22 protein-coding genes are annotated in these 25,210 nt (G+C 53.0%); 13 read left to right on the top strand and 9 right to left on the bottom strand.

From position 1 onward, the window contains the following. The first annotated feature begins 54 nt into the window (after positions 1-54). On the top strand, positions 55-912 hold the full coding sequence (locus tag OEV49_05505) for a GTP pyrophosphokinase (GenBank protein ID MDH3890521.1): 858 nt from the start codon (positions 55-57) through the stop codon (positions 910-912). Between the two features lie 211 nt (positions 913-1,123). Here OEV49_05505 and groL read toward each other — a convergent pair whose 3' ends face one another. Beyond that, complete coding sequence (gene groL, locus OEV49_05500) at positions 1,124-2,773, bottom strand: chaperonin GroEL (GenBank protein MDH3890520.1); 1,650 nt, start codon at positions 2,771-2,773, stop codon at positions 1,124-1,126. 21 nt (positions 2,774-2,794) lie between these two features. Then, positions 2,795-3,088 carry a co-chaperone GroES gene (gene groES, locus OEV49_05495; GenBank protein MDH3890519.1) on the bottom strand — a complete coding sequence of 98 codons (294 nt, stop codon included), beginning with the start codon at positions 3,086-3,088 and terminating at the stop codon, positions 2,795-2,797. 475 nt (positions 3,089-3,563) lie between these two features. On the opposite strand from groES, the gene OEV49_05490 reads away from it, so the two are divergent. The 5 genes from OEV49_05490 to OEV49_05470 all read left to right on the top strand — a co-directional run bounded on the left by OEV49_05490 (position 3,564) and on the right by OEV49_05470 (position 8,123). Further along, positions 3,564-4,799, top strand: a complete 1,236-nt coding sequence (locus OEV49_05490) for a hypothetical protein (protein ID MDH3890518.1) — start codon at positions 3,564-3,566, stop codon at positions 4,797-4,799. A gap of 122 nt (positions 4,800-4,921) precedes the next feature. Further along, positions 4,922-5,779: a radical SAM protein gene (locus OEV49_05485; protein MDH3890517.1), complete on the top strand. Its 858-nt coding sequence runs from the start codon at positions 4,922-4,924 to the stop codon at positions 5,777-5,779. A gap of 138 nt (positions 5,780-5,917) precedes the next feature. Then, on the top strand, positions 5,918-6,856 hold the full coding sequence (locus OEV49_05480; protein MDH3890516.1) for a hypothetical protein: 939 nt from the start codon (positions 5,918-5,920) through the stop codon (positions 6,854-6,856). Between the two features lie 40 nt (positions 6,857-6,896). Beyond that, positions 6,897-7,385, top strand: a complete 489-nt coding sequence (locus OEV49_05475; GenBank protein MDH3890515.1) for a dCMP deaminase family protein — start codon at positions 6,897-6,899, stop codon at positions 7,383-7,385. Positions 7,386-7,487: 102 nt separating this feature from the next. After that, a complete protein-coding gene (locus OEV49_05470) occupies positions 7,488-8,123 on the top strand; it encodes a hypothetical protein (GenBank protein ID MDH3890514.1) in 636 nt (211 codons plus the stop codon). 162 nt (positions 8,124-8,285) lie between these two features. On the opposite strand, the gene OEV49_05465 is transcribed toward OEV49_05470, so the two are convergent. Further along, on the bottom strand, positions 8,286-8,873 hold the full coding sequence (locus OEV49_05465; GenBank protein ID MDH3890513.1) for a hypothetical protein: 588 nt from the start codon (positions 8,871-8,873) through the stop codon (positions 8,286-8,288). A gap of 309 nt (positions 8,874-9,182) precedes the next feature. Here OEV49_05465 and OEV49_05460 point away from each other — a divergent pair, with 309 nt between their 5' ends. Further along, complete coding sequence (locus tag OEV49_05460) at positions 9,183-9,638, top strand: hypothetical protein (GenBank protein MDH3890512.1); 456 nt, start codon at positions 9,183-9,185, stop codon at positions 9,636-9,638. 508 nt (positions 9,639-10,146) lie between these two features. Here the strand turns inward: OEV49_05460 and OEV49_05455 are convergent. Together OEV49_05455 and OEV49_05450 are read right to left on the bottom strand one after the other, a co-directional pair. Then, complete coding sequence (locus OEV49_05455) at positions 10,147-11,118, bottom strand: MBL fold metallo-hydrolase (protein MDH3890511.1); 972 nt, start codon at positions 11,116-11,118, stop codon at positions 10,147-10,149. A gap of 265 nt (positions 11,119-11,383) precedes the next feature. Beyond that, positions 11,384-13,882 (bottom strand): PKD domain-containing protein, encoded by a 2,499-nt coding sequence (locus OEV49_05450; GenBank protein MDH3890510.1) that lies wholly within the window; start codon positions 13,880-13,882, stop codon positions 11,384-11,386. Positions 13,883-14,695: 813 nt separating this feature from the next. Between OEV49_05450 and OEV49_05445 the strand changes: the two genes are divergently transcribed. After that, positions 14,696-15,130 (top strand): OsmC family protein, encoded by a 435-nt coding sequence (locus OEV49_05445; protein ID MDH3890509.1) that lies wholly within the window; start codon positions 14,696-14,698, stop codon positions 15,128-15,130. 232 nt (positions 15,131-15,362) lie between these two features. Here the strand turns inward: OEV49_05445 and OEV49_05440 are convergent, their stop codons facing one another. Together OEV49_05440 and OEV49_05435 are read right to left on the bottom strand one after the other, a co-directional pair. Beyond that, positions 15,363-16,361 carry a hydroxyacid dehydrogenase gene (locus OEV49_05440; protein MDH3890508.1) on the bottom strand — a complete coding sequence of 333 codons (999 nt, stop codon included), beginning with the start codon at positions 16,359-16,361 and terminating at the stop codon, positions 15,363-15,365. Positions 16,362-16,787: 426 nt separating this feature from the next. Next, positions 16,788-17,798 (bottom strand): hypothetical protein, encoded by a 1,011-nt coding sequence (locus tag OEV49_05435; GenBank protein ID MDH3890507.1) that lies wholly within the window; start codon positions 17,796-17,798, stop codon positions 16,788-16,790. Between the two features lie 106 nt (positions 17,799-17,904). On the opposite strand from OEV49_05435, the gene OEV49_05430 reads away from it, so the two are divergent. From OEV49_05430 to OEV49_05410, 5 genes are all read left to right on the top strand, one after another. Further along, on the top strand, positions 17,905-18,087 hold the full coding sequence (locus OEV49_05430; GenBank protein MDH3890506.1) for a hypothetical protein: 183 nt from the start codon (positions 17,905-17,907) through the stop codon (positions 18,085-18,087). A 68-nt stretch (positions 18,088-18,155) separates the two neighbouring features. Then, entirely contained in the window at positions 18,156-19,043 is an 888-nt protein-coding gene (locus OEV49_05425) for a hypothetical protein (GenBank protein ID MDH3890505.1), read from the top strand. Positions 19,044-19,080: 37 nt separating this feature from the next. Then, on the top strand, positions 19,081-19,617 hold the full coding sequence (locus OEV49_05420) for a hypothetical protein (GenBank protein ID MDH3890504.1): 537 nt from the start codon (positions 19,081-19,083) through the stop codon (positions 19,615-19,617). 266 nt (positions 19,618-19,883) lie between these two features. Continuing rightward, on the top strand, positions 19,884-21,638 hold the full coding sequence (gene ptsP, locus OEV49_05415) for a phosphoenolpyruvate--protein phosphotransferase (protein MDH3890503.1): 1,755 nt from the start codon (positions 19,884-19,886) through the stop codon (positions 21,636-21,638). An 11-nt stretch (positions 21,639-21,649) separates the two neighbouring features. Next, positions 21,650-22,735 (top strand): bifunctional phosphoglucose/phosphomannose isomerase, encoded by a 1,086-nt coding sequence (locus OEV49_05410; protein MDH3890502.1) that lies wholly within the window; start codon positions 21,650-21,652, stop codon positions 22,733-22,735. Positions 22,736-23,074: 339 nt separating this feature from the next. On the opposite strand, the gene OEV49_05405 is transcribed toward OEV49_05410, so the two are convergent. Both OEV49_05405 and OEV49_05400 read right to left on the bottom strand, forming a co-directional pair. Beyond that, positions 23,075-24,109 (bottom strand): TonB family protein, encoded by a 1,035-nt coding sequence (locus tag OEV49_05405; GenBank protein ID MDH3890501.1) that lies wholly within the window; start codon positions 24,107-24,109, stop codon positions 23,075-23,077. Between the two features lie 110 nt (positions 24,110-24,219). Next, positions 24,220-25,191: an energy transducer TonB gene (locus tag OEV49_05400; GenBank protein MDH3890500.1), complete on the bottom strand. Its 972-nt coding sequence runs from the start codon at positions 25,189-25,191 to the stop codon at positions 24,220-24,222. Positions 25,192-25,210 lie beyond the last annotated feature (19 nt).

The following is a 25,210-nucleotide window of genomic DNA, read 5'->3' as shown; positions in this document are numbered from 1 at the left end:
TGTAGACAGGCCTTTGTGAATTGTGGTAGGCCGCCGTAAGGAAGAAGATACCTGATGCTGGGTGACAAAGATAGGTTCTTGTCAGATCATTCCATTGATGAAGATAATTACGTGAGCAGCAGATTGGACTGGCATGACTTGGAGACTATTTACAGCGACTATAGGCCAAGAGTGTCGGCTCTCAGGGCCGTCGGTGACTCAGTAGCAAAGCTCTGCCGCGATATCGACCATGTGCATGCAACTAGAAGTCGGGCTAAGGACCCGGCTCGTCTTATTGCGAAGATCATTCGAAGATGTTACAAGGCAGGGAACCCTTACATCACGCCATCTAATTACCTAACCACCGTTAGTGATTTGGTTGGTGCCAGAATACTACATAAGTTCAAGAAGGAGTGGACTTCTATTCATGGTTTTGTAATGAAGACTTGGGAGCACAACGAAAACCCAACCGCAAAGGTCCAAAACGGTGATCCAGATTACTTGATTCAGCTATATGAGAAGAATGGATGCACTATTGAAGAGGCTGAACACGGGTATCGATCGGTTCACTATCTTGTTAATCAGCCGATGGGCAAGAGCAATTACCAGGTAGAGATTCAAGTGCGCACATTATTCGAAGAAGCCTGGGCAGAATGTGATCATGCGATTAGGTATCCTGAACTCGCGGACCACGATCTTCTGTCAGAGTTTATGGGCAAAATGGCCCTATTTGCCGGTTTGTCCGACGAGCTGAGTGGATTAGCACTAGAATTCAAGATAATTAAGGCACTCGAGTATACGGCTTCCACAGATGAAGAAAAGCTTGAGCTACTTAAGGCGGCGGAGCTCTTTCAAGATCAAGATGAGACTATCAAGAAGCTCTATGAAGAAAGATTAAGAAACGCATATCCCCAACTCAAGGTTGATTCATGAGGTGCCTACATCACTGCTGTACGTTGTCAACTAATTCGAACACGTCGATACCTCTTAGAATACAGTCTGCCTCTCGCTAAGGCTCCCCCCCCACAAGAAAAGGCCCCGGCGCGAACGCCAGGGCCTTGGGGGGCAATATATGCAGGTTTGCAGGTTGCTCCGCAATCGCAGAATGAACTGCAGTTGCAGAGTGTTCTGCAAATAAGGGGGCTTAGTACATTCCGCCCATGCCGCCGCCCATGCCGCCCATGCCACCACCACCGGGCATCTCAGGCATAGCCTTCTTGTCGTCCGGCTTGTCGGAGACGACCGCTTCTGTGGTCAGAAGCAAACCGGCGATTGAAGCAGCGTTTTCCAAAGCAGTACGCGTGACCTTGGTCGGGTCGATGACACCGGCCTTCATCAGGTCTTCGTACACGTTGGTCTGAGCGTTGAATCCATAAGAGTCTGTCTCAAGGACCACTTTGTTGACCACGACGGAACCCTCAAAACCGGCGTTCTGAGAAATCTGACGGATCGGCTCTTCGAGAGCCTTGCGGACAATGTTCACACCGACCATCTCGTCTTCGGTGCACTTGATCTTGTCAAGACATGAGATACTGCGCAGAAACGCCACGCCGCCACCGGGGATGATACCCTCTTCGACGGCCGCACGGGTAGCGTGCAGAGCGTCTTCGACGCGGGCTTTCTTTTCTTTCATTTCGGTCTCGGTCGCCGCGCCAACATTGATCACAGCCACACCGCCGGCCAGCTTGGCCAGACGTTCCTGCAGCTTCTCGCGATCGTAGTCGGAGGTAGTGTCGTCGATCTGTTTGCGGATCGAAGCGATACGTCCCTTGATAGCATCTTTTTCGCCGGCGCCTTCGACGATGGTCGTGTTGTCCTTGTCGATCGTGACCTTCTTGGCCGTACCGAGATCGGACAGCACCGCGTTCTCAAGCTTAAAGCCGACTTCTTCGGAGATCACCTTACCACCGGTGAGAGTAGCGATGTCGTCGAGCATAGCCTTACGACGGTCACCAAACCCCGGAGCCTTGACAGCCGCGATTTTGATCGTGCCACGCAGCTTGTTGACAACCAATGTCGCCAGCGCTTCGCCTTCGATATCTTCAGCAACGATCAGCAACGGACGACCAGACTGGGCGGATTTTTCGAGCACCGGCAGAAGGTCCTTCATGTTGGAGATCTTCTTGTCGTGGATCAGAATCAGCGGCTCTTCGAGGACTGCTTCCATCGAATCGGGATCGGTCACGAAGTACGGTGACACGTAGCCGCGATCAAACTGCATACCTTCGACGACGTCCATCGTCGTCTCGGCGGTTTTGGCCTCCTCGACCGTGATGACGCCGTCTTTGCCGACTTTTTCCATAGCTTCGGAGATCAGTTCGCCGATCTGCACATCGCTGTTAGCGGAGATCGAACCGACCTGTGAAATCTCGACCTTACCGGAAACCGGCTTGGACATCCCTTTGATCGCCTCGGAGACAGAGAGTACGGCTTTGTCGATACCGCGTTTGATCGACATCGGGTTGGTGCCGGCGGCAACGTTTTTCAGACCTTCGCGATAGATCGCCTGGGCCATGATCGTTGCGGTAGTGGTGCCGTCACCGGCGATATCGGAGGTCTTGGAAGCAACTTCCTTGACCATCTGGGCGCCGATGTTTTCTACGTTGTCTTCAAGCTCGATCTCTTTGGCCACCGTGACGCCGTCTTTGGTGACGGTCGGCGAACCGAATTTCTTGTCGAGCACAACATTGCGGCCCTTGGGGCCAAGTGTAACCTTGACCGCATTGGCCAGTTTGTCCACGCCGATTTTCAGTTTGGCGCGGGCATCGGATTCAAAATCGATTAGTTTTGACATTCTGATAATTCCTCAGCGCGTTTAGCTGTTCTGGATGATGGCGAAAATATCGGACTCACGCATGATGAGATACTCTTCGCCGTCGATTGAAACTTCGGTGCCGCTGTATTTGCCGTACAGGATGCGGTCACCCTTTTTGACTTCGGGGGCAACGACTGTGCCTTCGTCGGTCTTGCGACCGGTGCCGACTTCGATGATTTCGCCTTCCATCGGCTTTTCTTTGGCGGTATCGGGGATAATGATCCCGCCCTTTTTGGTTTCTTCAGCTTCGAGCGCTCTTACGACTACGCGATCAGCTAATGGTTTTACGTGCATCACAAACCTCCAATTGTTTATTGAATGCGTTCTGTTGTTTTTTGTACTTTTTGCTACTTCTTCTAACTCTTTGCCTTGGTGACTCTTTACGTTATTGTTATCGGCATTTGTTAGCACTCATCGTCAGTGAGTGCTAACAATACATTATAACGACTGAGTTGTCAAGAAGTTTCCTATTGTTTTGTGAAAAAAGTGACGAAATGTTGGGTATTGCTGGGTTATGGTGAGGAATGGCAGGGGGGCTGCCATATTGGCGGGAACCCGGTTTGTCCTTCTCTCGCAGGCAATAATCCAGCAATTGATTCGCGATGGGTGTGTTTTTAGTTTGACTTCTTGTTTGAGAAATCAACAGATTGATGCCTGAAGATAATGGTAGATGGGTTGCAAGAACCAACCTTTCGACGAATAACAGTTTTTTCCAGGAGCCAGTAAACCCCCTCGTTGGCTGTGTTGGCTCTAGGAAGGTTGCTGGTCATTGAAACACCGAGATTTAGGCAAAAAGGCTAAAATAGTCAAAGTTCTCCATAACGAATATGCAGCCTTTCGATCCGAAATAGTATCATGGGCAGTAGAACATGTTCTAAACCCCACCAAGTCAATTCTCGATCCCTTCGCAGGTACGGCGAGGTTGCTACCGTACGTTGCAACTAGGAAAATGAAGGGACACTTCAATGATCTGCTCCCCCACCACAAGTTAATAAATGAGGCAAAGCTACCAGAGGTGTTTATCGCGTTGCAATCGTTGGCACCAGATTACTGGACTGCGACTCGCGAGGAGCTAACGAAGCACCTTAGTCCACTGAGGCGTAGCAACCTCAAAGTAACCTCCCATTGGATGAGAGATGATATCGTGGAGCGATTTCGTCGTTCTTGGGACAACATAGATACGATTCCAGGCAGCATTAGGCCACTTTTCCGAGCCGTGTTGATTCTCTGTGTTCGCCCCCTCTCCGGAGTAACACCTTCTGCCAAAAACAGGACGTGGCTTCGACCAGGTGGAATGACTACCGAAGTACCTCTGTCCGACCTCATTATTGCCTTCCTAAGCCGGTATCGGAAATACTATGAGACGTTCTACAACGGCATTGATCCAAAGACAAACTCGCGATGTGAATTCACTTGCTTAGAAGCGTCCAAGATCAGTAAGAAGCGAAAATACGATGCAATCTTCACATCACCCCCTTTTCCAAATAGATTTGATTACGCTGTAACATATGCCCCTGAACTTCATATGTTATCGAGGATCTCTCTTGAGTACGATCCAGATATTGTTTCGAATGGTATGCTTGGGACAAATCGCGTCTCAGATTATCAGGACCCCGGTGCCGATATAGAGTGGCTCAGAATGAATGCGCCGGCCACCGTCAAGTTCCTTAAGGAAGTGAACAAATTGGCACCTTCTGATGAGGGTAGTTATTATCTGCGATACTTCACACGGTATTATGCTGATTTGTATCGCTTCATTCTTGATGCTTTCAAATTGCTGAGACAAAATGGCTCTCTATATATGGCTGTCCAGAATAACATTCACCGTGGCGAGCTCAACAACCTTTCGGCCTTTTTGAAGGATTTTGCTCGACGCAATGATCTTACTGCTGAGAAGGTCTTTCGACAAATGAAGCCTCATCAAGGAAGACGCAATATTTCGGCAGAACATCCGATCGTTTTGCGAAAACATGAAGAGAGTATTGTCAGGATGGTGAGAAGGTGATCTATAGGCGGAAAGAACGCTGGGGACACATTGGCTATGATACCGCTAGGCACGATTTCTATCTGAATGTTAGTGGCAACAGCGGTTCAAGACCGTATGTGAAAGCGCCTGTTGTACTGAATGTGGATCTGACCTTTCGCTGCAATATGAACTGTTGCTATTGTGTTGCCAAAGATACTTCCAAAATCTTGGGAAAACCAAATTCACTGGACCTAAAAGTGTCGAGAGAAGTGCTAAAGGCCATCAATACATCGGGCTTTCTGCTAGTAGTCATTACTGGCGGTGAGCCATTCCTACCTGAGGTAGAATCTTCGCTCACGGCCCTTGTTTCGGGCATACAGAAAAAGGGCATTGTTGTGGATACCAATGGTACCATAAAGCCTTCCGTGAAGACCCTTCAAATCCTTGTGCGAAAGCATGCGATGGTACGTGTATCTTGGGATAGCCCAACACCCAGCAGGGAGACGTATTTTCGGAAATACGGCTCACTATTCAAGTCGGATCGTGACTATATGAAGCGCAAGGAGCAGGTTATCCGCTTGTTGTCCAGGCAGGGGCTTACGGTAGCCGTCCAATCTGTGGTGAGCGGGGTCAATTACGCAGACTCAAACTTTCACAAGCTGCCATATCGTCTGAAGGAGTTGGGTATCAACAAGCTGTACTTGCAGCGCATTATTCCCTCGCACAAGGTGTTGTACGATACCCAGAGGAAGAAACACCTGGTAACTTATCCCGAGTACAGTGAGTGCGTCGCAAACATTGAAAAGCACGCCCAACTCTGCGATGTAAAGTGTATCTCTAAGATGGATCGGCGCCACAACTCAGTGTTTCTTCTTGTTCATAACGGAGACATCTACACTCAAAGTGATGAAGAACCTGGCAAAAAAGTGTGGCTAGGACCGATGGCTCGGATTGAGGACTACTTTGAATATGTAAGTAGCGCAGACCACGCGTCACGCTATTACGCACAGAAATGCTAACGGCAGGGAGATTTAGCTATGGCTCGTTTTTGGCCTCAAATTGAATCACGATCGATTCAGGGGTGGACTGAAGGTTTCCAAACTCTGTATTCAAAACCTGATGCTTCGAGACAACCCGAGGAATTCTGGAGCGCTGTTATGGCTCATGTTAGTACCGTGGGTGAGGCAATTAGAAGAACCAATTACAGGGATCTTGTCCAGAGTGCAGCTCACGCCTTCTGTTGGATGTGCTGTTACGTTGGCAAGTGCAGCAACGGCAGCGATCACCTCTTCAAGATAAGTGACAACCTCTCCGATATTGTAGCACTCAAATTTCCCGGAGAATGTGGACACTGCATCAAATCTCCCTGCAGATGTTCTCCTGAGGAAATGGATGAGGATGAAGATAAAGACGCTAAGTATCCACAGTTACTCGAGCGAAAGAAGAACAACTCCTACAAAGACCGATCCATTGACAACTGGCTTTTTGACTTTTGGAAGATATATAGCGGGCAGATTCATCTACAGACGCTCGAGAGCGTAGGGTTTCACCTCTTGGAGGAAGCTGGAGAAGAAGCTAAAGCGGTCCGGAACTTAATTCAATTTCGTGGCATTCTGGAGGCCAACATCACGGGTGTTGACGAAGCATATCTAAAGCACATCTCATCGATCGAAGGCCTCGTGACAGAATACAGCACTACCATGAGCGAACTCAAAGAGCGTTACGATAAACCCAGAACCAAGGACGCCATGAAGGATATCGATCTGACATCTAACGACCCTCTCCTCATTAGGTCCAGAATCGTAAAGGCCAAGATGGATTTCGTGGTTGAGCTGGCTGACACCTTTTCATGGCTATGTGCAGTTCAACTCAAGTTGTTTGAGATATTGACGCATGAGAAAATAGACGATAGTGTTGTAACGGAATTCCATATTGAGGAAGTACTTAAGGACCGCTATGAGTCATCGACTGTTGAGCAACCAATGAAGTGTTATGCCTGTGAACACGAATCATGCGAATGCTTGTTCTATCCAGCAATAGAGTTGGTTGCAGAAGCAAGCTTGGAAGCTGCGGCGGAAGAATCCAATAAGCCATGATCAATGCCCCTTTGACCGAATGATCTTGAAGGATAACAAAATGAAAATGACAAAAGAAGATTACTACTTGTCAATAGCCGAAGCGGTGTCACGCAAAGGAACCTGCCTTAGACGGAACTTCGGTGCGATAATAGTAATTGATGATCATATCATAAGCACTGGATATACGGGATCCCCTAGAAAAGCACCCAACTGTAACGACATTGGCCAATGTCTCCGGGAAAAGTACAACATACCTCATGGTGAGAGATATGAGCTCTGCAGATCAGTACACGCAGAGATGAACGCTATAATCCACGCCTCCCGTGAACAAATGATCGGTGCGACCATGTACTTGGTAGGTTTCGACTTTAAGACGAACGATATCGTAAGCGATGCTGAACCGTGCAAAATGTGCAAGCGAATCATCATGAACTCAGGGGTGGAGCGTGTGATCGTCAGAAGAGGACCCAAGGAAACCGTGACCCTAACTCCTTGGGAATGGGTAGAAAACGTGGAAGAGATTTTTGCTGGCGAGTCAGAGTATTAATCAACATCCCGACAACTCTTCCGCTCTCAGCCTCCCCCCAACTAATTCCCCACAACATCACGGCAAATCGCAGGTGACTCCTTTATGATAAAGGACTGTCGTATGCCTACGAGTGAAAAGCAGATCGCAGCCAACAGGCGTAACGCCAAGAAATCGACCGGGCCGAAGAGTGTCAATGGCAAAGCGGCCTCAAGTCGTAACGCCATCAAGCACGGTCTCCACGCCACAGACATTGTCCTCAACTCACCCCACCTCAACGAAGACCCCGAACAATACCAACAATTGCTCGACTCCCTCATCGAAGAACTCAAACCGGAAGGTATCCTCCAGGAACACCTCGTCCTGAAAATCGCCAACGCCCTGTGGCGCTACCGTCGCGTCATCAACGCCGAGAAATCCAAAATCAACTGTCAACTTGACCAGGCCGCCGAAGACATTGAGCGCGGTCGCCAGTTTGGCGTCTTTATCGATCCCGATGACCTCGATGATGACACCGTTGAACGACGCAACGCCGACATTCTCGGCTCCCAGTCAATGCCCAGTGAGTCCCACCGTGACACCCTGCAACGCTACGAGATGCGTTTGGATCGCCAACTCACCCGCTGCTATACTCTCCTGTTCCGCCTCCAAGACCGCCAGGAAAGTAAAAAAAAGCATAACAAACCCATTTCGAACACCCCTCCCGAACCGGTTAAGCCAGTGTCTGACACCAACAACGCGCGAAGCGCAAAAGAGTGATTTATCACCAAAACAAACCCATTCCAGATTCCCGTGCGCGGTGGATGTCCCCGTCTACCGCGAGTCGACGTCGTCGGCGCACGGGGACGTACGCCGACCACAAAACAAAAAAAGAGGCAGGTGAAAAACCTGCCTCGGATAAACCAAAATCTGTGCTGCCGTCTACAACGAGAGTTGGGCACCCATCGTAAACTGGAACATCATCGGCGTGGCATCGGTAAAGACCACGTGCATGCGGGGCATGCCAAAAAGATGGACCGATTCTGAGACCTGGTGGCGCCAGAACAGGCCGGTATTCAAACCAAACTCGAATCCGCCAAAGTCATACATGCCAGGCCCTCCCATGAGGAAAATGTCTGACTTGCGGGTCTGTTTTACACCGTAGAGTCCGTTCACAATTACATTGGTCTCGGTAGTGCTCTCCGACATATCGATGCCTGGAAAATTCAGGGCCAAATTGGCTGGAGCTGAAATGTCAACAGTATATCTCTGCATCATCACCTCACCGCCAATAAGGAAGTTCTTTTTGAGGCCATAGTAGAACTGGCCACCGAAACCAAGACCGGCACCTGTCGAGAACTCAACATTGGTGATCGGCTCCGAATAACTTGCGAAGGCATCGCCGGTTCCCACAGCGTATCCCAGATTACCGGATACCCAGCTCTTCCCTGAGAAATCGCGCATCTGCGCGGAGAGCGCGGATACGACGAACAGAGAAGCGATTGCTACGATAAGCAGAGTTTTCTTCATAATCGACTCCTGTGTTAAAGTGTTTAACTCTCCGATTGAACCAGAATTCATCTGCACTGTATGAACTCTGCACACCTGATAGTTATCGGTCGGAATCGCTGTGAGTTTAGGCCCGATGGCCCGCCCGTCTGCCGCGATGCCTTTGTCGGCGCACGGGGACGTACGCCGACCACATGCGGTGGGTCACCGCAAATCGCAGGAAGGATAGGCCTGCCCCACAAGACTTGACATTTGCTGCTGAGAGTTGTAAGAATACAGCGCTAAGTCCGACCAATCGCTACAAACCTATCGCTGCAAGGAGGAACCAACATGAAGAAGTATCGTCTAATCGCGGCTCTCATCCCGGTGGCACTGCTGGCCGTGGTCCTTGTCGGGGTCAATGTCGGCGCTAAGAAGCCCGGTGGTGGCGGTCCGCCGTCCAATTGTGACGGCCTGCCGATCGAAGTATACCTGGAGGACCTGTGCGGGTCAAACATGTGGATTCAGATCGAAGACAGTACCACCGTCTGTCAGGTGACTTGCTGGATGACCACTAACAAGCGCAAGTGCCCGGTGCGGGTGTTCTGGATTGGCGGCCATGTCATCGCGGACGAAATGGAGCCGAACGGGTTCAAGTTCGATGCGGCTACAGTGCGGGTGGCCGAGGTGACCGAAGAAGGGAGTCAGACAACGGTCTGTCAGATTGCCGCAAATCCGGGATTCTATGCCAGTCCGCTGAGAACCTGGTGGGTGACCGCTACCCTGACCGATCACCGACCGCTGTAGGCTTGTCGTCAGCTTGGACGGCCTGTATGGTGGGTCCGTGTGGCCGAGTCTGAAGACTCGACCACCACAACGCTGTGTGAAAGTAGTAGCGGGCGCATCGCGAGAGAGTGATTCATCACCTCATGCTGAGCGAAGTCGAAGCATGAATCCCGTTAGGCGGGATCCCTGCGATGCCGCCGAAGATGGCAGGAGCACAGAGCTCCTGACCTACTGTTGAAACCACAGGGGTTTCGACCTACAAGAAAGGACCCGGCTTGACCGGGTGGCAGGTCTCCAAGAAAAGAGAGACCTGCCCTACAAGAGAAGACTGGATGCCGGATCAAGGTCCGGCATGACACCCCGCGCCTCGCGGAGTGTCTCGCCATTCGGGCGTTGTCGATACCCGGCTATCGACCGTGCTCAGGGTGACACCGATGAATCGGTCCTTGGCGCTCCGCGCCCTGCTCCATTTACAGTGGCTTCGGTGTGACGCCCCAGCAACTGCGATCAAGGTGACATCAGGGTGACATCAGAATTCGATCACCGAGCCGAGGCCGGCCAGGTGGTAGCGCTCGCCGAAGGTCTCGCCGAAAATCTTGAAACCAAGATGCCCGGTGCAATGCGCAGGAGCGACCCGTTTGACACCGAAGAGATCCTTCATCTTGGTGGCCATGTCGGTAATCTCCTCTGTGCCATACGGCAACAGATGAAAACCACCCATCACCAGCGCGATGTCGTTGTCGAGTTGTTGCTTGGTCGAATCAACAATCGTTGTCACCAACGAATGCGAACAACCGACTATAACAACCTCACCGTCGTCGGTACGGAGACTCAACGACAGTTCCGGCAAACCGATTTTTTTGAGCGACTCATCGTCCACTTGTTCACCGGTCAGGGCGACATTCGGATAGCTGGTAAAGTAACCCATGAACGGCGAGCGCGTGGAGATAAGGTTGACACCATGCTGGACCTCTTTCGAGCCTTTGACATACTCGATGTTCGCACCCCAAAACCGACCGCTTTGGTTGAACGTGAACTTGGTGTCGCCGCCACCGAAGTATTTTTGTTCTCTGGGCAGATGTTCACACTGTTCGTGCTCCTGTCCGGTTACATCGAACGGCAATGGCGCGCCCCAAAATGGATCGTAGGGGAAGTAGATTTTGACATCCGGATGGACACTCAAAAGATAGTCGAAGCCATTGATATGATCAAAATGGCTGTGCGAAGCTACGGCAAAATCGACTTTGGACAGGTCCACGCCCAGTGCTTCACAGTTGGATTTGAGCAGATCGGCGTTGGTGCCGCCATCGAACAGAATAGTCAAGCCGTTGTACTTCACCAGCGCCGAAAAGCCAAAGTCCTGAGTGAGCCCGGGCTGTTCTTCGCCAAAGGCATCATAGAGGTTGAGAATGTAGTTATCCTTGGGCAGTTCGGTGGCTATCGACTGTGCCGCGCTCAGGGTAATGAGTAGAGCAGGTATTGCGATTTTTCTTAACGACATTTATTTCTCCTGAGTTTCGACGGTTTCCGGACGTCGCACCCTGAAGACACAAAGCAGGGAGCGATTGGATTTCATACCAGTGATACGTGGTCGAGGAATAGGATGGTTGAGTGTGTCAATATAGTAGGGTGGGTCCGTTCCGCGGGACCGCGGTTTGTGTCAGAAGCACAGGGGTCCTGACCTACAAAGATGTTAAACCAGGTCTCCAAGAGAGAAGAGCGACCTACCCTACAAGACTTGTCGGAACCGCTGGGAGGGTCCCGACCTAATGAATTGGGCAGGCGCCTGGAGGCCAGCCGCCGTTGAACATGTAGTCGACGAGGAAGACCAGATCGGCGATATCCAGGAGACCGTTGGGATCGCCGTCTACATTCGCCTCCTCATCACACTCCGGAGCCGGTCCCAGATCGAACATGTAGCTGACCAGAAAAACCAGATCGGAGATGTCGGTCTCGTCGTCCGGGTCACTATCGACATTTCCGCGAATGCCGTTACAACAACCCGCGAAGAACACCATACCGGGTTGTGAACGAGCCAGGTAGGTGGCGACACGGCTATACATACGCGGCAGGTAGTCCGAGTAGCCATCGAATTCGATCGTTGCATCCTGACCCGGCTGAGGTGCACCGTCCGGTTTCAGGTACAGTTTCAACACCGGCCCGTCTCCGACCGGCAAGTCCGGCCGGACGATGGCGCCGGACGCTTCGAGCCTGATGTTAAGTCGACTGTTCACCGGTGAGTAATTCTGGAGCCGAGCGACCTCAAAGTACTCGGTGCGGCAACCCTCGGTCGAGAAGGTGTCGTACATCAGGCTGAGATCACCATCGAACTCCACCGGAATATCGAGCCGACTGAGCGGTACGGTGTTGACGGCGTACACAACAATCTCAACCGACGTGGCGCTGTCTGTGAGCTCAACCGAATCGGTTCGCATGGTGTCGGCAAGAACGGTCACAGCCGAGCGTCGTTGGTAGTTGTAGGTTCCCTCGGTTCCGACACCACTGACGGTGACGTCGTAGATGCCGCCTTCGGTGTAAACGTGAACAGGGTTTTGTCCGGAGGCCGAGTCGCCGTCGCCGAATTCCCAACTCCATTGGTCGATCGGGTGCGATGTCCAGCCCTCGAACGAAACCGTGCAGGGTGCTTGTCCGGCGTTCAAGTCACTGTTCGGAAAAATCGCCTGGTCAGTCTCGATCCATGTCGCGGCCGCTTCAACGACATCGTCTCGCCCTTGCGCGACACCCTCCGGCGTCAGCCAGACAGTTTCGTCAACCGGGATGTAGTCGTGGGTCAAGTAATGCCCTGGATTGCTGACCAGCCAGGCATCCGCTACGGCCACGCCCATCCAGAATCCATCGGCGAAGGTGCCCATCAGGGGGCCGTTAAAGGCGGCGGCGGTCGGTTTGCCGAAGGTTCTGGCCTTGGGGTGAAAGGCCATGGCCAGTGCGATCTGATCACCGGAACTCACCGCGCCCGGACCGGTCAGGATGGCAATAGGGCGATCATAAAACGAACTGGAGTCACCATCGATTCGGTATCCGGAAGGATCGGCGGCCAGGCACATCAGATCATGGTCGAATGGATCGCAGCGCTGATCAAATCCGATTGTCCACACTGTGTCGGCAAACAGACGTTCCAAACCCGGGTAGGCCAGGAACATATTGCCGCCGTAATTGGTGCGGAAGTCGAAAATCAGCCCGAGTGTTTCATGGTCGATCAGCAGTGTGTCGATAGCGGCCAGGAACTCAGTTTGGGCATTGTCCCCCCAGTAGAGGCCATAAACATAGCCGATCTGGGTACCTTCGATTATGCCCCATGTGATCGCCGTCGTATCAGGCATGGGTATGCCCGGTACCGGAAGTTGCTCCCTACTTTCGATGTGTCGCGGCACACCGTCGAGTACACCGGTGGCGAGATGCAGAGTATCGCCGGATACAAACTTGACAATGTCGATGGTGTCAAACAGATGCCAGTTGAGTCCGGCGGCCATCATTACAGAGTGGTCAAAAGCCTCCTGGGAGCTTCCCCACATGCTCCACGTGGTCGGAAGTTGGGCTGCCAACAATTCCCGGCCGAGTTCCGCCCAGGGGACGCCGTCATAGCCGAGAACTCGATCTCCCGGAACCAACGTCAGTACGTGGGCCGGCGTTGTTTGATATACGAGAAGAGTACTGTCCTCAAGCGGTGTCAAAGAGGCGCCGAAATGAGTGCTGGAACCCCAGTCACCAATCGTCATGATCGGTACCCCCGGTAACGGCTGAGTCAGGGCCAGATTGTAATCAAAGCAACGAGAATGACTCTCCATGAGAGCCATACTGGCATAAGTTAACATGGCGGCAAAGCGACCCCGACTAACGCCCGAAGCGAGTTCGTTCAATGCGGAAACCTGGATCGAGTCCCAATCGTCGTCGATGTCCTGCCAACAAGCGTACAGGCTGTCGGTGATGCCCCAGTACTCGGCCCAGACGAACTCCTTGATCTCTGCTGGTTCGCCACTTCCCCAGGTGTAGTCGATGGCAGCGGCCCAGTCGTCTCTCGTGTAATGACCGGGTGTTTTGCTCATGTGGTTTGGTGGCGGTTGCTTTGGCTTGTACTGCGCCTGCAACCAGGCTGGAAGTTGGTCTAACTGCTCTGTCGAGGTCGGACGCCAGAAGGGCGTGTTTGCGGGCGATGAGGGCCAGTCGATCCGAGTTGTTTGCGTGTTACCCTCGGTTGGTAACAACATCAAGACTGCAATAATGCAGACAGTTGGTAGTTGGCGCATAGGTGTCTCCACTGGCGGTGAAGAGTACTGATTTCAAGATACGGTCGAACGACGATTCGTCAATGTATTTGTGTCCAAGCGGCGGCCCATAAATGGGTTTCATGCGCTTCGTGCGCGGCTGCACGGCACTGCACCCAGAGCGTTTCGCGGCGGGTGGGATTCCGTTGATCGAGAGAACCACCTGCCCATAAATGGGTTTCATGCGCTTCGTGCATGGGTTCATCCTTCGACTGCGCTCAGGATGAGGTTGTGCCGAGTGTGAAGACTCGGCCACCACAACGCGGGTGCTGTCAGGCGACTCGCCTGACAGCCAACGGGATGGTAGGCAGGCGTCGGGCGGAGTCGCCCAACGCCACCTGAACAGGGTCAAGACGCCCATAAATGGGTCTCATGCGCTTCGTGCGCGGCTGCACGGCACCGCACCCAGAGCGTTTCGCGGCGGGTGGGATTCCGCTGATCGAGAGAACCACCTGCCCATAAATGGGTCTCATGCGCTTCGTGCGCGGCTGTCTTTCAACACGGCACTGCACCCAGAGCGTTTCGCGGCGGGTGGGATTCCGCTGATCGAGAGAACCACCTGCCCATAAATGGGTCTCATGCGCTTCGTGCGCGGCTGCACGGCACCGCACCCAGAGCGTTTCGCGGCGGGTGCGATTCCGTTGTGTTTCTGTAGCTTTGCCACTTGCTTTTGGAACTCCAGGCACCGTTGGATGGTTAATCACTGTGTCTAAGCAGAAGTTGAAATCGATTGTGTCAGGAGCACAGGGCTCTTGACCTAAGAGAATGAAGTCGATCCTAAAAAGGAGTATCAAGATGCCGGTAAGAAAAGCTCATGCTGTGTGGGAGGGGAATCTGCCAAGTGGAAAAGGAACCATCGCGTTCGGAAGCGGCGCCTTCGAAGGTGCCTACTCGTTTGGATCGCGATTTGAAGGTGCCTCCGGCACCAACCCGGAAGAGCTGGTTGCGGCCGCGCACGCCGGCTGTTTTTCCATGGCCCTATCGCACGAACTGGCCGTCGGCGGACACAAACCGACTAGCGTGAAAACCGACGCCAAGGTTCATCTGGACAAAGTTGAAGATGGGTTTAAGATCACTTCGATCGAGTTGATTTGTGAAGCGGTGGTGCCGGATATCAGCGAAAGTACATTTATGAAATTCGCCAACAACGCCAAAACAGGTTGTCCGATATCGCAGGCACTAAGTGCTGTGGAGATCAAACTGGATGCCAAGCTGGTAGCGTTGGTGTAATCTGGCAGGATAGGTTCGCCTTCGGATGCGCTAGGGGACGACACGGCTAAGCCGTGGTTCTCGCGCTACAGAACAGGGGTCCCGACAGTCAGAGAAATCGACTTCGTCGATGTCAGGACCCGCCTGCGGCCATAAATGGCATTCATGCCCTTCGGGCCAGGGGCCCTGACCTACTACTGCTAGTCGGAACCACTAAGAGTGTTCCGGCCTACGGTTGACCACCGATAGAAAGTCAATACCCCCGCTCGGGGTCCACCCGATCTGGCAAAGGGTGACCGTCTGCGAGGCGGTTCAGGAGCCTGGCCAAGGCTTGGATGCGGTGCGTCTCAATGTCGCTGCAATGTCCGGCCAGATGAGGGGTCATGACAACATTTTCAAGTTCATGGAAAGCAAATTCCGACGGTGGCTGGTCGGAGCGCGAAGACTCATCCTGTGGATAGAGATACCAGGTATCCAGACCGGCTCTGATACGACCGCTCTTCAAGGCGCGGTACAACGCCGCTTCGTCGATCACCCGTCCGCGCGCGATATTGATGACAATCGAATCATCCGGAAGCAGGGACAGTTCGTGTTCACCGATAAGTCCTTCGGTCGCCGGCGACAGCGGCAGACAAACAAACAGGGCCGCCGCCTGCGGCAGGTAATCATTCATGGAACGTGAATCGTGAAGCTGAGGGATACCCAGGGGTGCAAGGCTGGTTGTAGGATCGTCTATGCCTTTGAAGTTTCGTTTCACAGCGTGGACTTCCATGCCCAACCCGGCACAGGCTCTGGCGATGCGTCGTCCGATAGCGCCGTATCCCAGAATCAGCGCCGTCTTTTTTTCCAACAACGGTGATGAACTCGGTTCATACCGTGGTGTCCAATCATTCTGCCTGAGACGGCGATCGATAGGCACGATACTCTTGGACGCAGCCAACATCAGAGCCACAGCATGTTCGGCGACCGCGGCGGCATTGTGGTGCAGGTTGTAAATCGCAATGTGAGGCAAGTCGAGCATCAGTTCGCGGGTCGCTTTCGGAAGTCCGGACCAGGGGATAATCAGGCTGTGCAGGTTGTGGCAGGACGTGATCTGCTCACGTGTGGGTAGCCCGGCCACCAAAACATGACAATCGTCCGGGATAGGTATCTCCTTGCCGTGGCTCAACGTTGTGTTGTTGTCGAGCTCGGATGCAAGTTGTTGTATCCATAGATCGTCGAAATCGGAAAGAACGTGAACATGCTGTTTCATGCAGTGGCCTCGGGTTTCGGTGTTCGAGGTCAATCTATGCTATTGGTGGCCGTTGTTCAAGCGGCAGATGCGGACATCTGCCGGACGCCCTACGGTTGTCGTCGGGTGGCCGGTCCAAGCCTCGTTTGGGGGATAAGAAAAAAGACCTCCCCAAACCGAGTTTGAGAGTGCCACCCGACTCTTTCTCGGCTCCCACGACATTTTCGCTTGCCATTGCTGTTGTCGAAACCTGCCTTCGGTATCCCTCCGGGCCAGGGGTCTCGACCTACAAGCGATGCTTCGGCGCAGGGATGCCGGATCAAGGTCCGGCATGACCGTGTGTCGTCTTGTGGAACCTCACCCTTCGACTGTGCTCAGGGTTAGGTTACAATCTGGAGAGCGATTCATCGCCGCGAAGCGCAAACAACCCGGCTTGCAGGGTTGCCACTACTTCCTGATAACATTTTTGTGGACAACCGTGCCACGTTCTGAATCTATCGTCTCGAAGCAAACATCGGAATCCCGCTGTTTAATCAATAGTCGGGTGGCATCGTTGACCGACTGGCTGGTCGCGTCGGCGTTGTCTGTTTCATTCAGCCAGGTGATGAGGTCGGCGACGGTGAGAGAGTTGTCGTTTTCAACATCAGAAGACTTCGAAATCGCTTCGATGGCCGCCGCCTCGATCAACTTCGGCCACAACTTGGCAAAGAGCACCGGGCTATGATACAAGTCCGCGCTGTTGATTCGGCCGTTGATAGCGAAAGCAAAACCGGTGACGTTATCATAGCGTTCGACTTCTGAGGTAATTGCGTCGACATACAGCCCGGCCCGAGAGTGGACGGCCTGATTTTCGAGGGTCAATTGGAGGCTGGATGCCGACCGGCCGCTTCGGACCGAGACCTCGGCTGCATCGGTGAGCATGTCCTGCAACTGGCTTACTTCAGACCAAACCTCTTTCTGCGATCCGGCAAGCTTGGCGGCCAGTTTCAATTCTCTGGATGCAGCCATATTGTTGGAGCTACCAAAACGAGTGGCTTCCTCTCCGTCACGCTGGGACCAGCGACCCTGCTCCACGCAGAACGAAGGCAACGGCATCTTGCCCGAATGCGCCTTGATGATCAGATCGTAGCGGAGAAAGCGGTCCTGTCGACCTCCTTTGACGATATCACCGGCCTGGATGAAGACATCCCATTCCGACAAGTTTTCGATCTGCAATTGGCCGACACTGCCGGTTTCGTGCACGATTACGGCTCCACTTGCAAGCGCTTCTTCGAGCGTTAGAATGTTGTCACCTACCGTTAGATCACCTCCGTGAAAGAGAAACACCGATAGATTTTTGCAAACATACGGACCGGTAATGCGGTGGCCGTCTTTTGCTGCATCGTTCGATTCTACCGGCGGCGCCGAGGTTAGAATAGCTGCCGTTACGATAATCGTTGCGAAGAATCGGATCATCATCCACCTCCGTCGGGTTTGTGGTTTCGGGTCATTCCGGTGCGGTCCTCCAAGTCGTAAAGTGGAACAGGCCGGCACGGGAATCTGATTTCACCTTGGATACAACTCGATGGAGAGTTTCTTCCCGGGCTATTATCGGATTTCCCAAGCCACGGGACGGGACATTTTTCAACAGTACTTTGTCGACATGCTTGCGCAGCCGGACCCGAACATGTATCTTGGTGTAAACATTAACGAAGACAACTGGAGCCAACAGTGGCTTGGTACCGACATCATGTTTTTGCAGCCCTGATCTGCCTACTTTCCATATTATCACCGGCGACAGATTTATCCGCGGCCATTCGCGCCAGAAGAGGCACTGTGGTCCTGGTGTCCGGGGAACGGTTTGAGCGCGTCCGGATAGAGGTCAAACAGCGGTTCCGGGTCATCCGGTTTTTCTATGAAGGTGATGAGAGGATCATCGGTTTCCAGAATATCGAGTCGATTCTCAATTCCAGGGGCGAGGATGTCACAAAGGACTTTCTTGGTGAACCCAAACGCATCCGTAACGAACCAAGGCTTACCCTTCCCAATCGAGCACCACCGCCTACCGAAGAGACCTGGCTGTCTGAAACCGACCCGCTGATAACACAGACTCGGATCAAGCGCTGGCAATTCGCATTGTCGGCGGGATCGAATTACAGTTTCCCGGTCGGTAGCTACTACGACGGTATCCAGCGTGGTGTCGGTTTTGGCGGTCACATGGTGATAGCTGCTTCCTACAGGTTCGGGGTGAGACTCAGTCTGTCAAAATCCGGTATCGACGTTGATCCTGATCAGGTGTTCCACACACCTTTTCCGGACTTACGAGTCGTAGACCAGACGGCTCGGATGAAAGCCTGGCGGTACGAACTGGCCGTTCAGTATTACTATCATCCAGATCGAGACGGACCTGACAACAGCATGTTCTACTTCTATTCCGGCGCGGGCGCTATCAGCCACAGTGTATCCGGAGACTTGCTGGTGCGGGATATTGTTACCAGTGAGGAGTTTATCGTTCCGCTGGACTGGTCCGAGACCAAGTTTTTGGCCAGTACCGGTTTGGGTTGGTGTCAAATGCTCGCCTCCAATTGGGGCGTCGATCTGGGCGCGCATGCTGATCTGATATTCGTGGGAACGAAAGACACTCCCGGTTACACCTATTACGGCGCCAACATCCAGTATGCGTTGGTATTTGATCTGAGGCTTGCAGCTTTCGCTGTCTTCTGATAGGACGCTCTGGTTCGACAAACAACGAGGAGAGGTAATGAACAAAGCACTGGCCGGGCTGGTCTTGATACTGGGTTCAGTCCTTCTTTTGACCGGGTGTCTGAAGAACTACATGGTTACCGTCCCTATGGAGGAGTCGCTCAATCCTCCGGCGGCCATGAGTATGGGGAATTTCGTAGATCAACTTCCGCCCGATATGAAGCCTGAGGACAAGCCTACGGCCGAAGAGATCGCCAAATTCAAAGAGTACATTATAACTGAACTGGAAAAGAAGCAGTTCAACACCATAACCAGCGACGAGACGGTCGGCGTACAGTATGAATTGCGCGCCGGTGTCCTTGATTTCAGCCGGGGCAGCGGTCTGATGCGTTTTCTCTTTGGACTGCTTGGCGGCGCGGCCAGGCTGAAGGTGCACCTTTACCTCGTAGACCTCACTTCCGATTCGATTGTTTTCGCCGGACACTTCACATATCAAGTAACCGACTGGATGGAATCGGGCGACCAGATTTATAAACGGATCGCCAAGGACTTCGCCCGGGAACTGAAGAGTCAGACTAAGAAAGTCGGCGGCTGAGTCAGACGCTCTCTCCCAAATCACCCAGTGTCCGGAACCGAGTAAAGACCCGGCAATGACCCACCGAGGGTTCAATGTTTGTCTGGAACCACGGCAGAACACAAACCTGGCCGGGCAACTGTGCATCGTTCTCCGACCCTGTCGGCAAAGGTCACATTAGCGGGGGTCCGACACACTTTATCCTTGCTATCGACGATGGCTGCGGGTAATTTGAATTGGTAAAGTGTAGCTGTTTTTGGCCATAAAAAGGCGCTGGGTTTGCTGTTATGACCGCCAAAAGAAGAATACTGAGCGGCTTGTCGATCTCCGGCGGCATCGTTCTCGGACAGGCGAGAGTGATCCTGCCGGGTGAGGTTCAAGTGGCCGAAATCGCGGTGCCGACCTCTCGGCTCAAGCATGAGACCGAGTCGCTGGACCGGGCCGTCGAACAGGCCCTCCGCGAACTCAGGCAGTTGCGTACATCAGCCGGTACCAAGATGGAAGGGCCGGTGGCTAAGGTGTTCGACGCCCAACTGCTGATCGCCGGTGACTATGAGTTTCTCAAAAAAGTCAAGGAAGAGATTCACCTTCAAAAACGCAACGCCGCCTATGTCTATGATCAGCTGGTCAAGCTGACCATGGCACCGTTGACGAAATCCAGTGACTTCTATATGCGCCAGATGGGAGAGGATATCAAAAGCGTGGCGGCCCGGGTGCTGTCCTATCTTAGTGGTTTTGAGAAAAGCGAGTCGAAACTACCACCCGGCACCATTCTGGTCGGCAAGACATTCACCCCCGGCGATGTGTTGCTATTCCGTCAGCGCAAGGCAACCGGTTTTTTGATCAGTAAAGGCGGGCCTGACTCGCACATGGCCTTGATTGCCCGCTCACTCATGTTGCCGGTGGTTTTGGTCGAGGGCTCTTTCCTTGAAGTGGCCAACAATAGCCGGCTCATACTCAACGGAACGGCCGGCGAAGTGATTATCAACCCGACCGATGAAGATTGGGTTGAGTACCAAAAACTCAAGAAGCGCCATGGACCGGCGCTGGTCACTCGCATCAGAAGGCTGACCCAAGTACCCCCGATCACACGTGATGGTGTCGAGGTTTCAATTGCGGGAAACCTATCCCTAAGCGGACCTGTTGATGACATACTGGCGGAAAGAGCTTTTCCGATCGGGCTTTACCGGACCGAGTTTCTCTTTTTGGATGACAACCGCTTCCCCGATGAGGAGGCACAGTTTGAGCCTTATAAACAGATTGTCCAGAAATTCGCCGGTCAACCGGTGGTGTTACGAATGTTCGACTTGGGTTACGATAAAATAAGACAGGACGCAGCCTGGCCGGTGGAAATGAACCCGGCGCTGGGCTGGCGCGGTATCCGAGTGATGCTGGATCGCACGGCCATTTTCAAAACACAGGTCAGAGCGATTTTGCGGGCCTCGGCCTTCGGTAAAGTCAAGATCATGTTGCCGATGGTGACCGTGTTGTCGGAAGTGGAGCGAGCCCGTAAACTGATCTCGCAGGTCAAGCTGGGTCTGCGCCGTAAGGGCGTTGCTTTTGATGAGACTGTTCAAGTCGGCATCATGGTGGAAGTTCCGGCCGCCGCTCTGACAGCCCATGCTCTGGCCGCCAAAGTCGACTTCATGTCGATAGGCTCAAACGACCTGACCCAATACACAATGGCCACCGACCGTATGAACAACCGAGTGGCTGACCTCTACACACCTTATCATCCGGCCGTTCTGAACCTGATCCACAAGACCGTCGAGGCGGGCAAAGCATGCGGCAAACCGGTCTCGATTTGTGGCGAGGTGGCCGGAGATCAGTTGGCCCTGCCGCTTTTTATCGGCATGGGTGTGGATCAACTTTCGATGAACCCAAACAGGATCTTTGATATCTGTAGATTGGTAAAAAGAATTGACTCGCGACTGGTGCGTCACCTGGTGGCGCCGGTACTCGCGGCCGGTTCGGAGCCTGCCGTAAAACAGATACTTGAGAATTTCAAATCGGAATCGCAAAAAACAAAACTTCAAGCATAAGGACCACAAAATTGACGATACTTGACGACGTTGAAAGCATCCGCAAAGCCGACCCGAGCAATATGTACAATCGGATCTTCGACTTGCCGGAACAGATGGCCGATGCCCTGACCCTGGCCCAGCGATGGCAAATTGATCCTGACGATTTTAGCGGCATCAAGAACATCGTGGTGATCGGCATGGGTGGCTCGGCTATCGGTGGTGATCTGACGCGCACCTATCTTTCTTCAAAGCTGCTGGTACCGTTCGAGATATGTCGGCACTATGTCCTGCCGGAATATGTTGACGATGAGACCCTGGTGATCGCATCCTCGTATTCCGGCAATACCGAAGAGACCATGTCGGCCGTCGAGGATGCGCTGTCACGCAAAGCCATGATGGTGGCCATCTCTACCGGCGGATTGCTGGGGGAAATCTGCGAGCTCAATCAGATACCTTTGGCCACACTGCCGGAGGGATTGCAGCCGCGGGCGGCCATTGGCTACTCGTTCATACCGCTGGTGATGTTCCTTGAAAAAATCGGACTGGCCAAGGACGTGGCCAAGGAACTTGAGACGGTAGTTGACAGCCTGCAGAAGTTCCGTGATGGTTACATTGAGGATCAACCAGTCGAACAGAACCCGGCCAAGAAATTGGCGCAAAAAGCGCATGGTCGCATTCCTATTGTTTACAGCGGCCCGACCTTGATGGATGCGGTCGCCGTAAGGTTCAAAGGACAGTTGTGCGAGAACGGGAAGAACCTTGCCTTCGCCAACCATTTCGCCGAGTTCAATCATAACGAATTGGTCGGCTGGTCCAAGACGATCGAGCCGTTTAAGGACAAACTGTTGGTGATTATGCTGCGCGATGCGGGCGATCATCCGCAGATTCGCAAACGGATGAACATCGTAAAGGAACATATCCAGAGTCTGGATGTGGAACTGGTTGAGGTTCATTCCAAGGGAGCGGTGCGGCTGGAGCGGATGTTCAGTCTGATTCAGATCGGTGATTTTACATCGTACTACCTGGCCGTCCTCAACGAGGTCGATCCGACGCCGGTGGAGGTGATTCAGGACCTCAAGAACGCCCTGGAGATGGACAAGGTGATGACGACTTAAGATGAGCGTTCGTTCAACGCAAACTATAAGCCCACCCCTTTTTGGGGTGGGCTTTTTGTACGTTGCACGGTTACTTCAACCTAAGAGTTCGTTGCGGTGGGTCTTGCGTATTCGCGTCAGCGATTTCGTGTGACCCGCCGGCCAGTCAAGCCGGCTATTGTGCGCAATGCCACCTGGCGCCAAAGTGTGTTCAGCGCAAGAAGCCGGTTTATCGGTGTCGGGTCACACCGCCGATTTCATCGACGGCAAGACCCGACACAATGGAACCTGGGTTTTTCAACAAATCCTTTGCGGTGGTTTTTCTTGATCTGATCGAAAGCACTGATGGTGCGGTTCTGATCAGTCCAGAACGAAATCCACGCTGTAAACCACCCAGACGGAGACCGGTTTGCCGGCCTGCATGGCTGGTTTGTATTTGCATTCATACGCCGCTTCGGCAGCCGCTATGTCCAGAACCAAATGTCCCGACGAAGTGCCGATGCAGGCGCCAATCACCGAACCTTCATCGCTCACAAGGCTTTTCACCCACACGGTCCCGGTTATTCCAGCCAGTTTCGCCAGGGGTGGATAGTCCGGAGTTGCTTGTTTGATCATCTGCGGGAAAACATCAACGGGGACAAACTCCGTCATCGTAGGCAGATAGTCGCCGCCGCTCCTGCCTTCTTCGGTCAGCCCGTTGATCACGCCTCGAAAGTGCTCGGCCTCCTTTGTGCGAATATCCAGCTTTAGCATCCGATTGAAATACACTGCCGCCCGATCCTTATTCCCACGTCCGACATACAGCCAGGCGAGCGCCCGATAGGCGGGCAGGCGTTCATTTTCAGCCCGCCAGGCTTTGGGTGAATCCAAAACTTGTGCCAGTCTATTCCGGCAGTCACGGGTGCGCTCGTTTAACTCCAGGGAGTCCGCCTCAGGGTCATCTTGCAGCACCCTTTCGTAGAAGGAGAGTGCGATACCATACCGGCCGGCGACAAAATAGTTGTCCGCACGCTGACGAAGTTCCGGGGCGGTATAATGCGGGATATCCAGATCAACGGTATGTTTTGATTCGATGCGATGTGATTCAAGGCCCTCGATCAGCACCGATGATTCGAACTCCGAGACGTCCTGAACATGAGCCTGGGCCACTTTCGCATCTCTTTTACGTTGCCTGCTTCCGGACTTTTGGATAAGAATTTGGCCCGTCATGCCTGGTTCGTGACCGGCTGAGTAGCCACCTTCGACAAGCGCCACATAGCCGGACCCTTCGAGTTGTTTTGAGTCTTCAAACACAAACAGGATTTCAAATGATTCAGCCCAGGTCATCGCGGGAGTGATTAACGGACAAATCACCGCCGCAAAGAGGGCGGAAAACAGCAATGTTGATTTTTGCATATCACCTCTCCTCGTCGTTGTTGGCCAATAAGCTAATGCCTTATCCGAACCGATGCAACTGATTGTAGCACCAGAGCTGTCTGAACCAAACCTGGGCTATTTGAAAGAAACTAATCCAGAACGAAATCCACTTTGTACATAACCCAACAGAAGACAGGTTTACCCTTTTGCATGCCCGGCTGGAAGCGGTTGAAGTAAGCAGCCTCGGTAGCGGCTCGATCGAGAGCCATCCAGCCGGACGATTCCGCTACACTGGTTTTCAGGACAATACCCGATTTGTCAACCAGGGCTTTGACCCAAACCAAGCCAGTGACTCCGGCTCGCTTGGCTTCCTCCGGATACTCCAAAGGATGCAGGTAGATCATTTCTGGAGGTGTCTCAACAGCGGCGAACCCTGCGGGTTCGGGAAAGTCGCAGGGGACCCCATCTTCTATGATGCACAGCAGGTGCTTGGCGTGCTTTCGACGCTCGTCGGCCCGTACAGCCCGCTCGAGGTAGTGGCGAGCGGCATCGTAATTATCGTTGTTGAAGAAGTATGCGCCGAGCTTGTGGTATATCCCAGCTCGTTTCTTCTCGACTTTCTTCTCTTTCCTGGTTAATTTGCGGTTGTCCTCCCGTTCAACCTCTTGGCGGCAGTGTGCCAGCAGTTGTTGAACGGACGAGTCCGCATCCAGACTGTCTACTCTGGTCAGTTCTTCAAAGTAATGCGCGGCTCTTCGATACTTCTCCACTGCCAATGCCTCACCAGCTCGTTCGCGAAGCTCCTGTGAGGCCAATTGGGGAATGTCGAAAGTCACGATGGACCCGGATTCGATTTCCTCACGTTCCGCCCCTCGAATCAGACAAGCCGACTCATAAGCGGTAACGTCCTGGACCTCGACATCCAGCATATCGAATGCCGGGATAACCGTCTCCGAGGTGTCGGTAGGCTTTATCAAAACGCCAACCATGCCCTCTTCCAGCCCATTCTTGTAGCCGCATTCTACCAGAGCCAGGGTGGCCGGGCCGGTGTATTCCTTTTCCGGTTTGAGCAAGAGAATAATCTCAAACTCGTCGGCCGTTAGCGGCTGGACCGGCGTCATATCCAGCTGTAGACTAATC

The organism is Candidatus Zixiibacteriota bacterium, from assembly GCA_029860345.1.
Classification (GTDB): domain Bacteria; phylum Zixibacteria; class MSB-5A5; order GN15; family FEB-12; genus JAJRTA01.
Note: the sequence above shows the minus strand (reverse complement) of the source record. Positions and strands in the feature narration are given on the sequence as shown.

Coding starts and splice junctions, on each gene's coding strand:
- groES (MDH3890519.1), bottom strand. CDS start 3,088: ATGCACGTAAAACCATTAGCTGATCGCGTAGTCGTAAGAGCGCTCGAA.
- OEV49_05445 (MDH3890509.1), top strand. CDS start 14,696: ATGCCGGTAAGAAAAGCTCATGCTGTGTGGGAGGGGAATCTGCCAAGT.
- ptsP (MDH3890503.1), top strand. CDS start 19,884: ATGACCGCCAAAAGAAGAATACTGAGCGGCTTGTCGATCTCCGGCGGC.
- OEV49_05505 (MDH3890521.1), top strand. CDS start 55: ATGCTGGGTGACAAAGATAGGTTCTTGTCAGATCATTCCATTGATGAA.
- OEV49_05455 (MDH3890511.1), bottom strand. CDS start 11,118: ATGTCGTTAAGAAAAATCGCAATACCTGCTCTACTCATTACCCTGAGC.
- OEV49_05440 (MDH3890508.1), bottom strand. CDS start 16,361: ATGAAACAGCATGTTCACGTTCTTTCCGATTTCGACGATCTATGGATA.
- OEV49_05405 (MDH3890501.1), bottom strand. CDS start 24,109: ATGCAAAAATCAACATTGCTGTTTTCCGCCCTCTTTGCGGCGGTGATT.
- OEV49_05430 (MDH3890506.1), top strand. CDS start 17,905: ATGGAGAGTTTCTTCCCGGGCTATTATCGGATTTCCCAAGCCACGGGA.
- OEV49_05450 (MDH3890510.1), bottom strand. CDS start 13,882: ATGCGCCAACTACCAACTGTCTGCATTATTGCAGTCTTGATGTTGTTA.
- OEV49_05470 (MDH3890514.1), top strand. CDS start 7,488: ATGCCTACGAGTGAAAAGCAGATCGCAGCCAACAGGCGTAACGCCAAG.
- OEV49_05465 (MDH3890513.1), bottom strand. CDS start 8,873: ATGAAGAAAACTCTGCTTATCGTAGCAATCGCTTCTCTGTTCGTCGTA.
- OEV49_05435 (MDH3890507.1), bottom strand. CDS start 17,798: ATGATGATCCGATTCTTCGCAACGATTATCGTAACGGCAGCTATTCTA.
- OEV49_05475 (MDH3890515.1), top strand. CDS start 6,897: ATGAAAATGACAAAAGAAGATTACTACTTGTCAATAGCCGAAGCGGTG.
- OEV49_05420 (MDH3890504.1), top strand. CDS start 19,081: ATGAACAAAGCACTGGCCGGGCTGGTCTTGATACTGGGTTCAGTCCTT.
- OEV49_05480 (MDH3890516.1), top strand. CDS start 5,918: ATGGCTCATGTTAGTACCGTGGGTGAGGCAATTAGAAGAACCAATTAC.
- OEV49_05400 (MDH3890500.1), bottom strand. CDS start 25,191: ATGACGCCGGTCCAGCCGCTAACGGCCGACGAGTTTGAGATTATTCTC.
- OEV49_05460 (MDH3890512.1), top strand. CDS start 9,183: ATGAAGAAGTATCGTCTAATCGCGGCTCTCATCCCGGTGGCACTGCTG.
- groL (MDH3890520.1), bottom strand. CDS start 2,773: ATGTCAAAACTAATCGATTTTGAATCCGATGCCCGCGCCAAACTGAAA.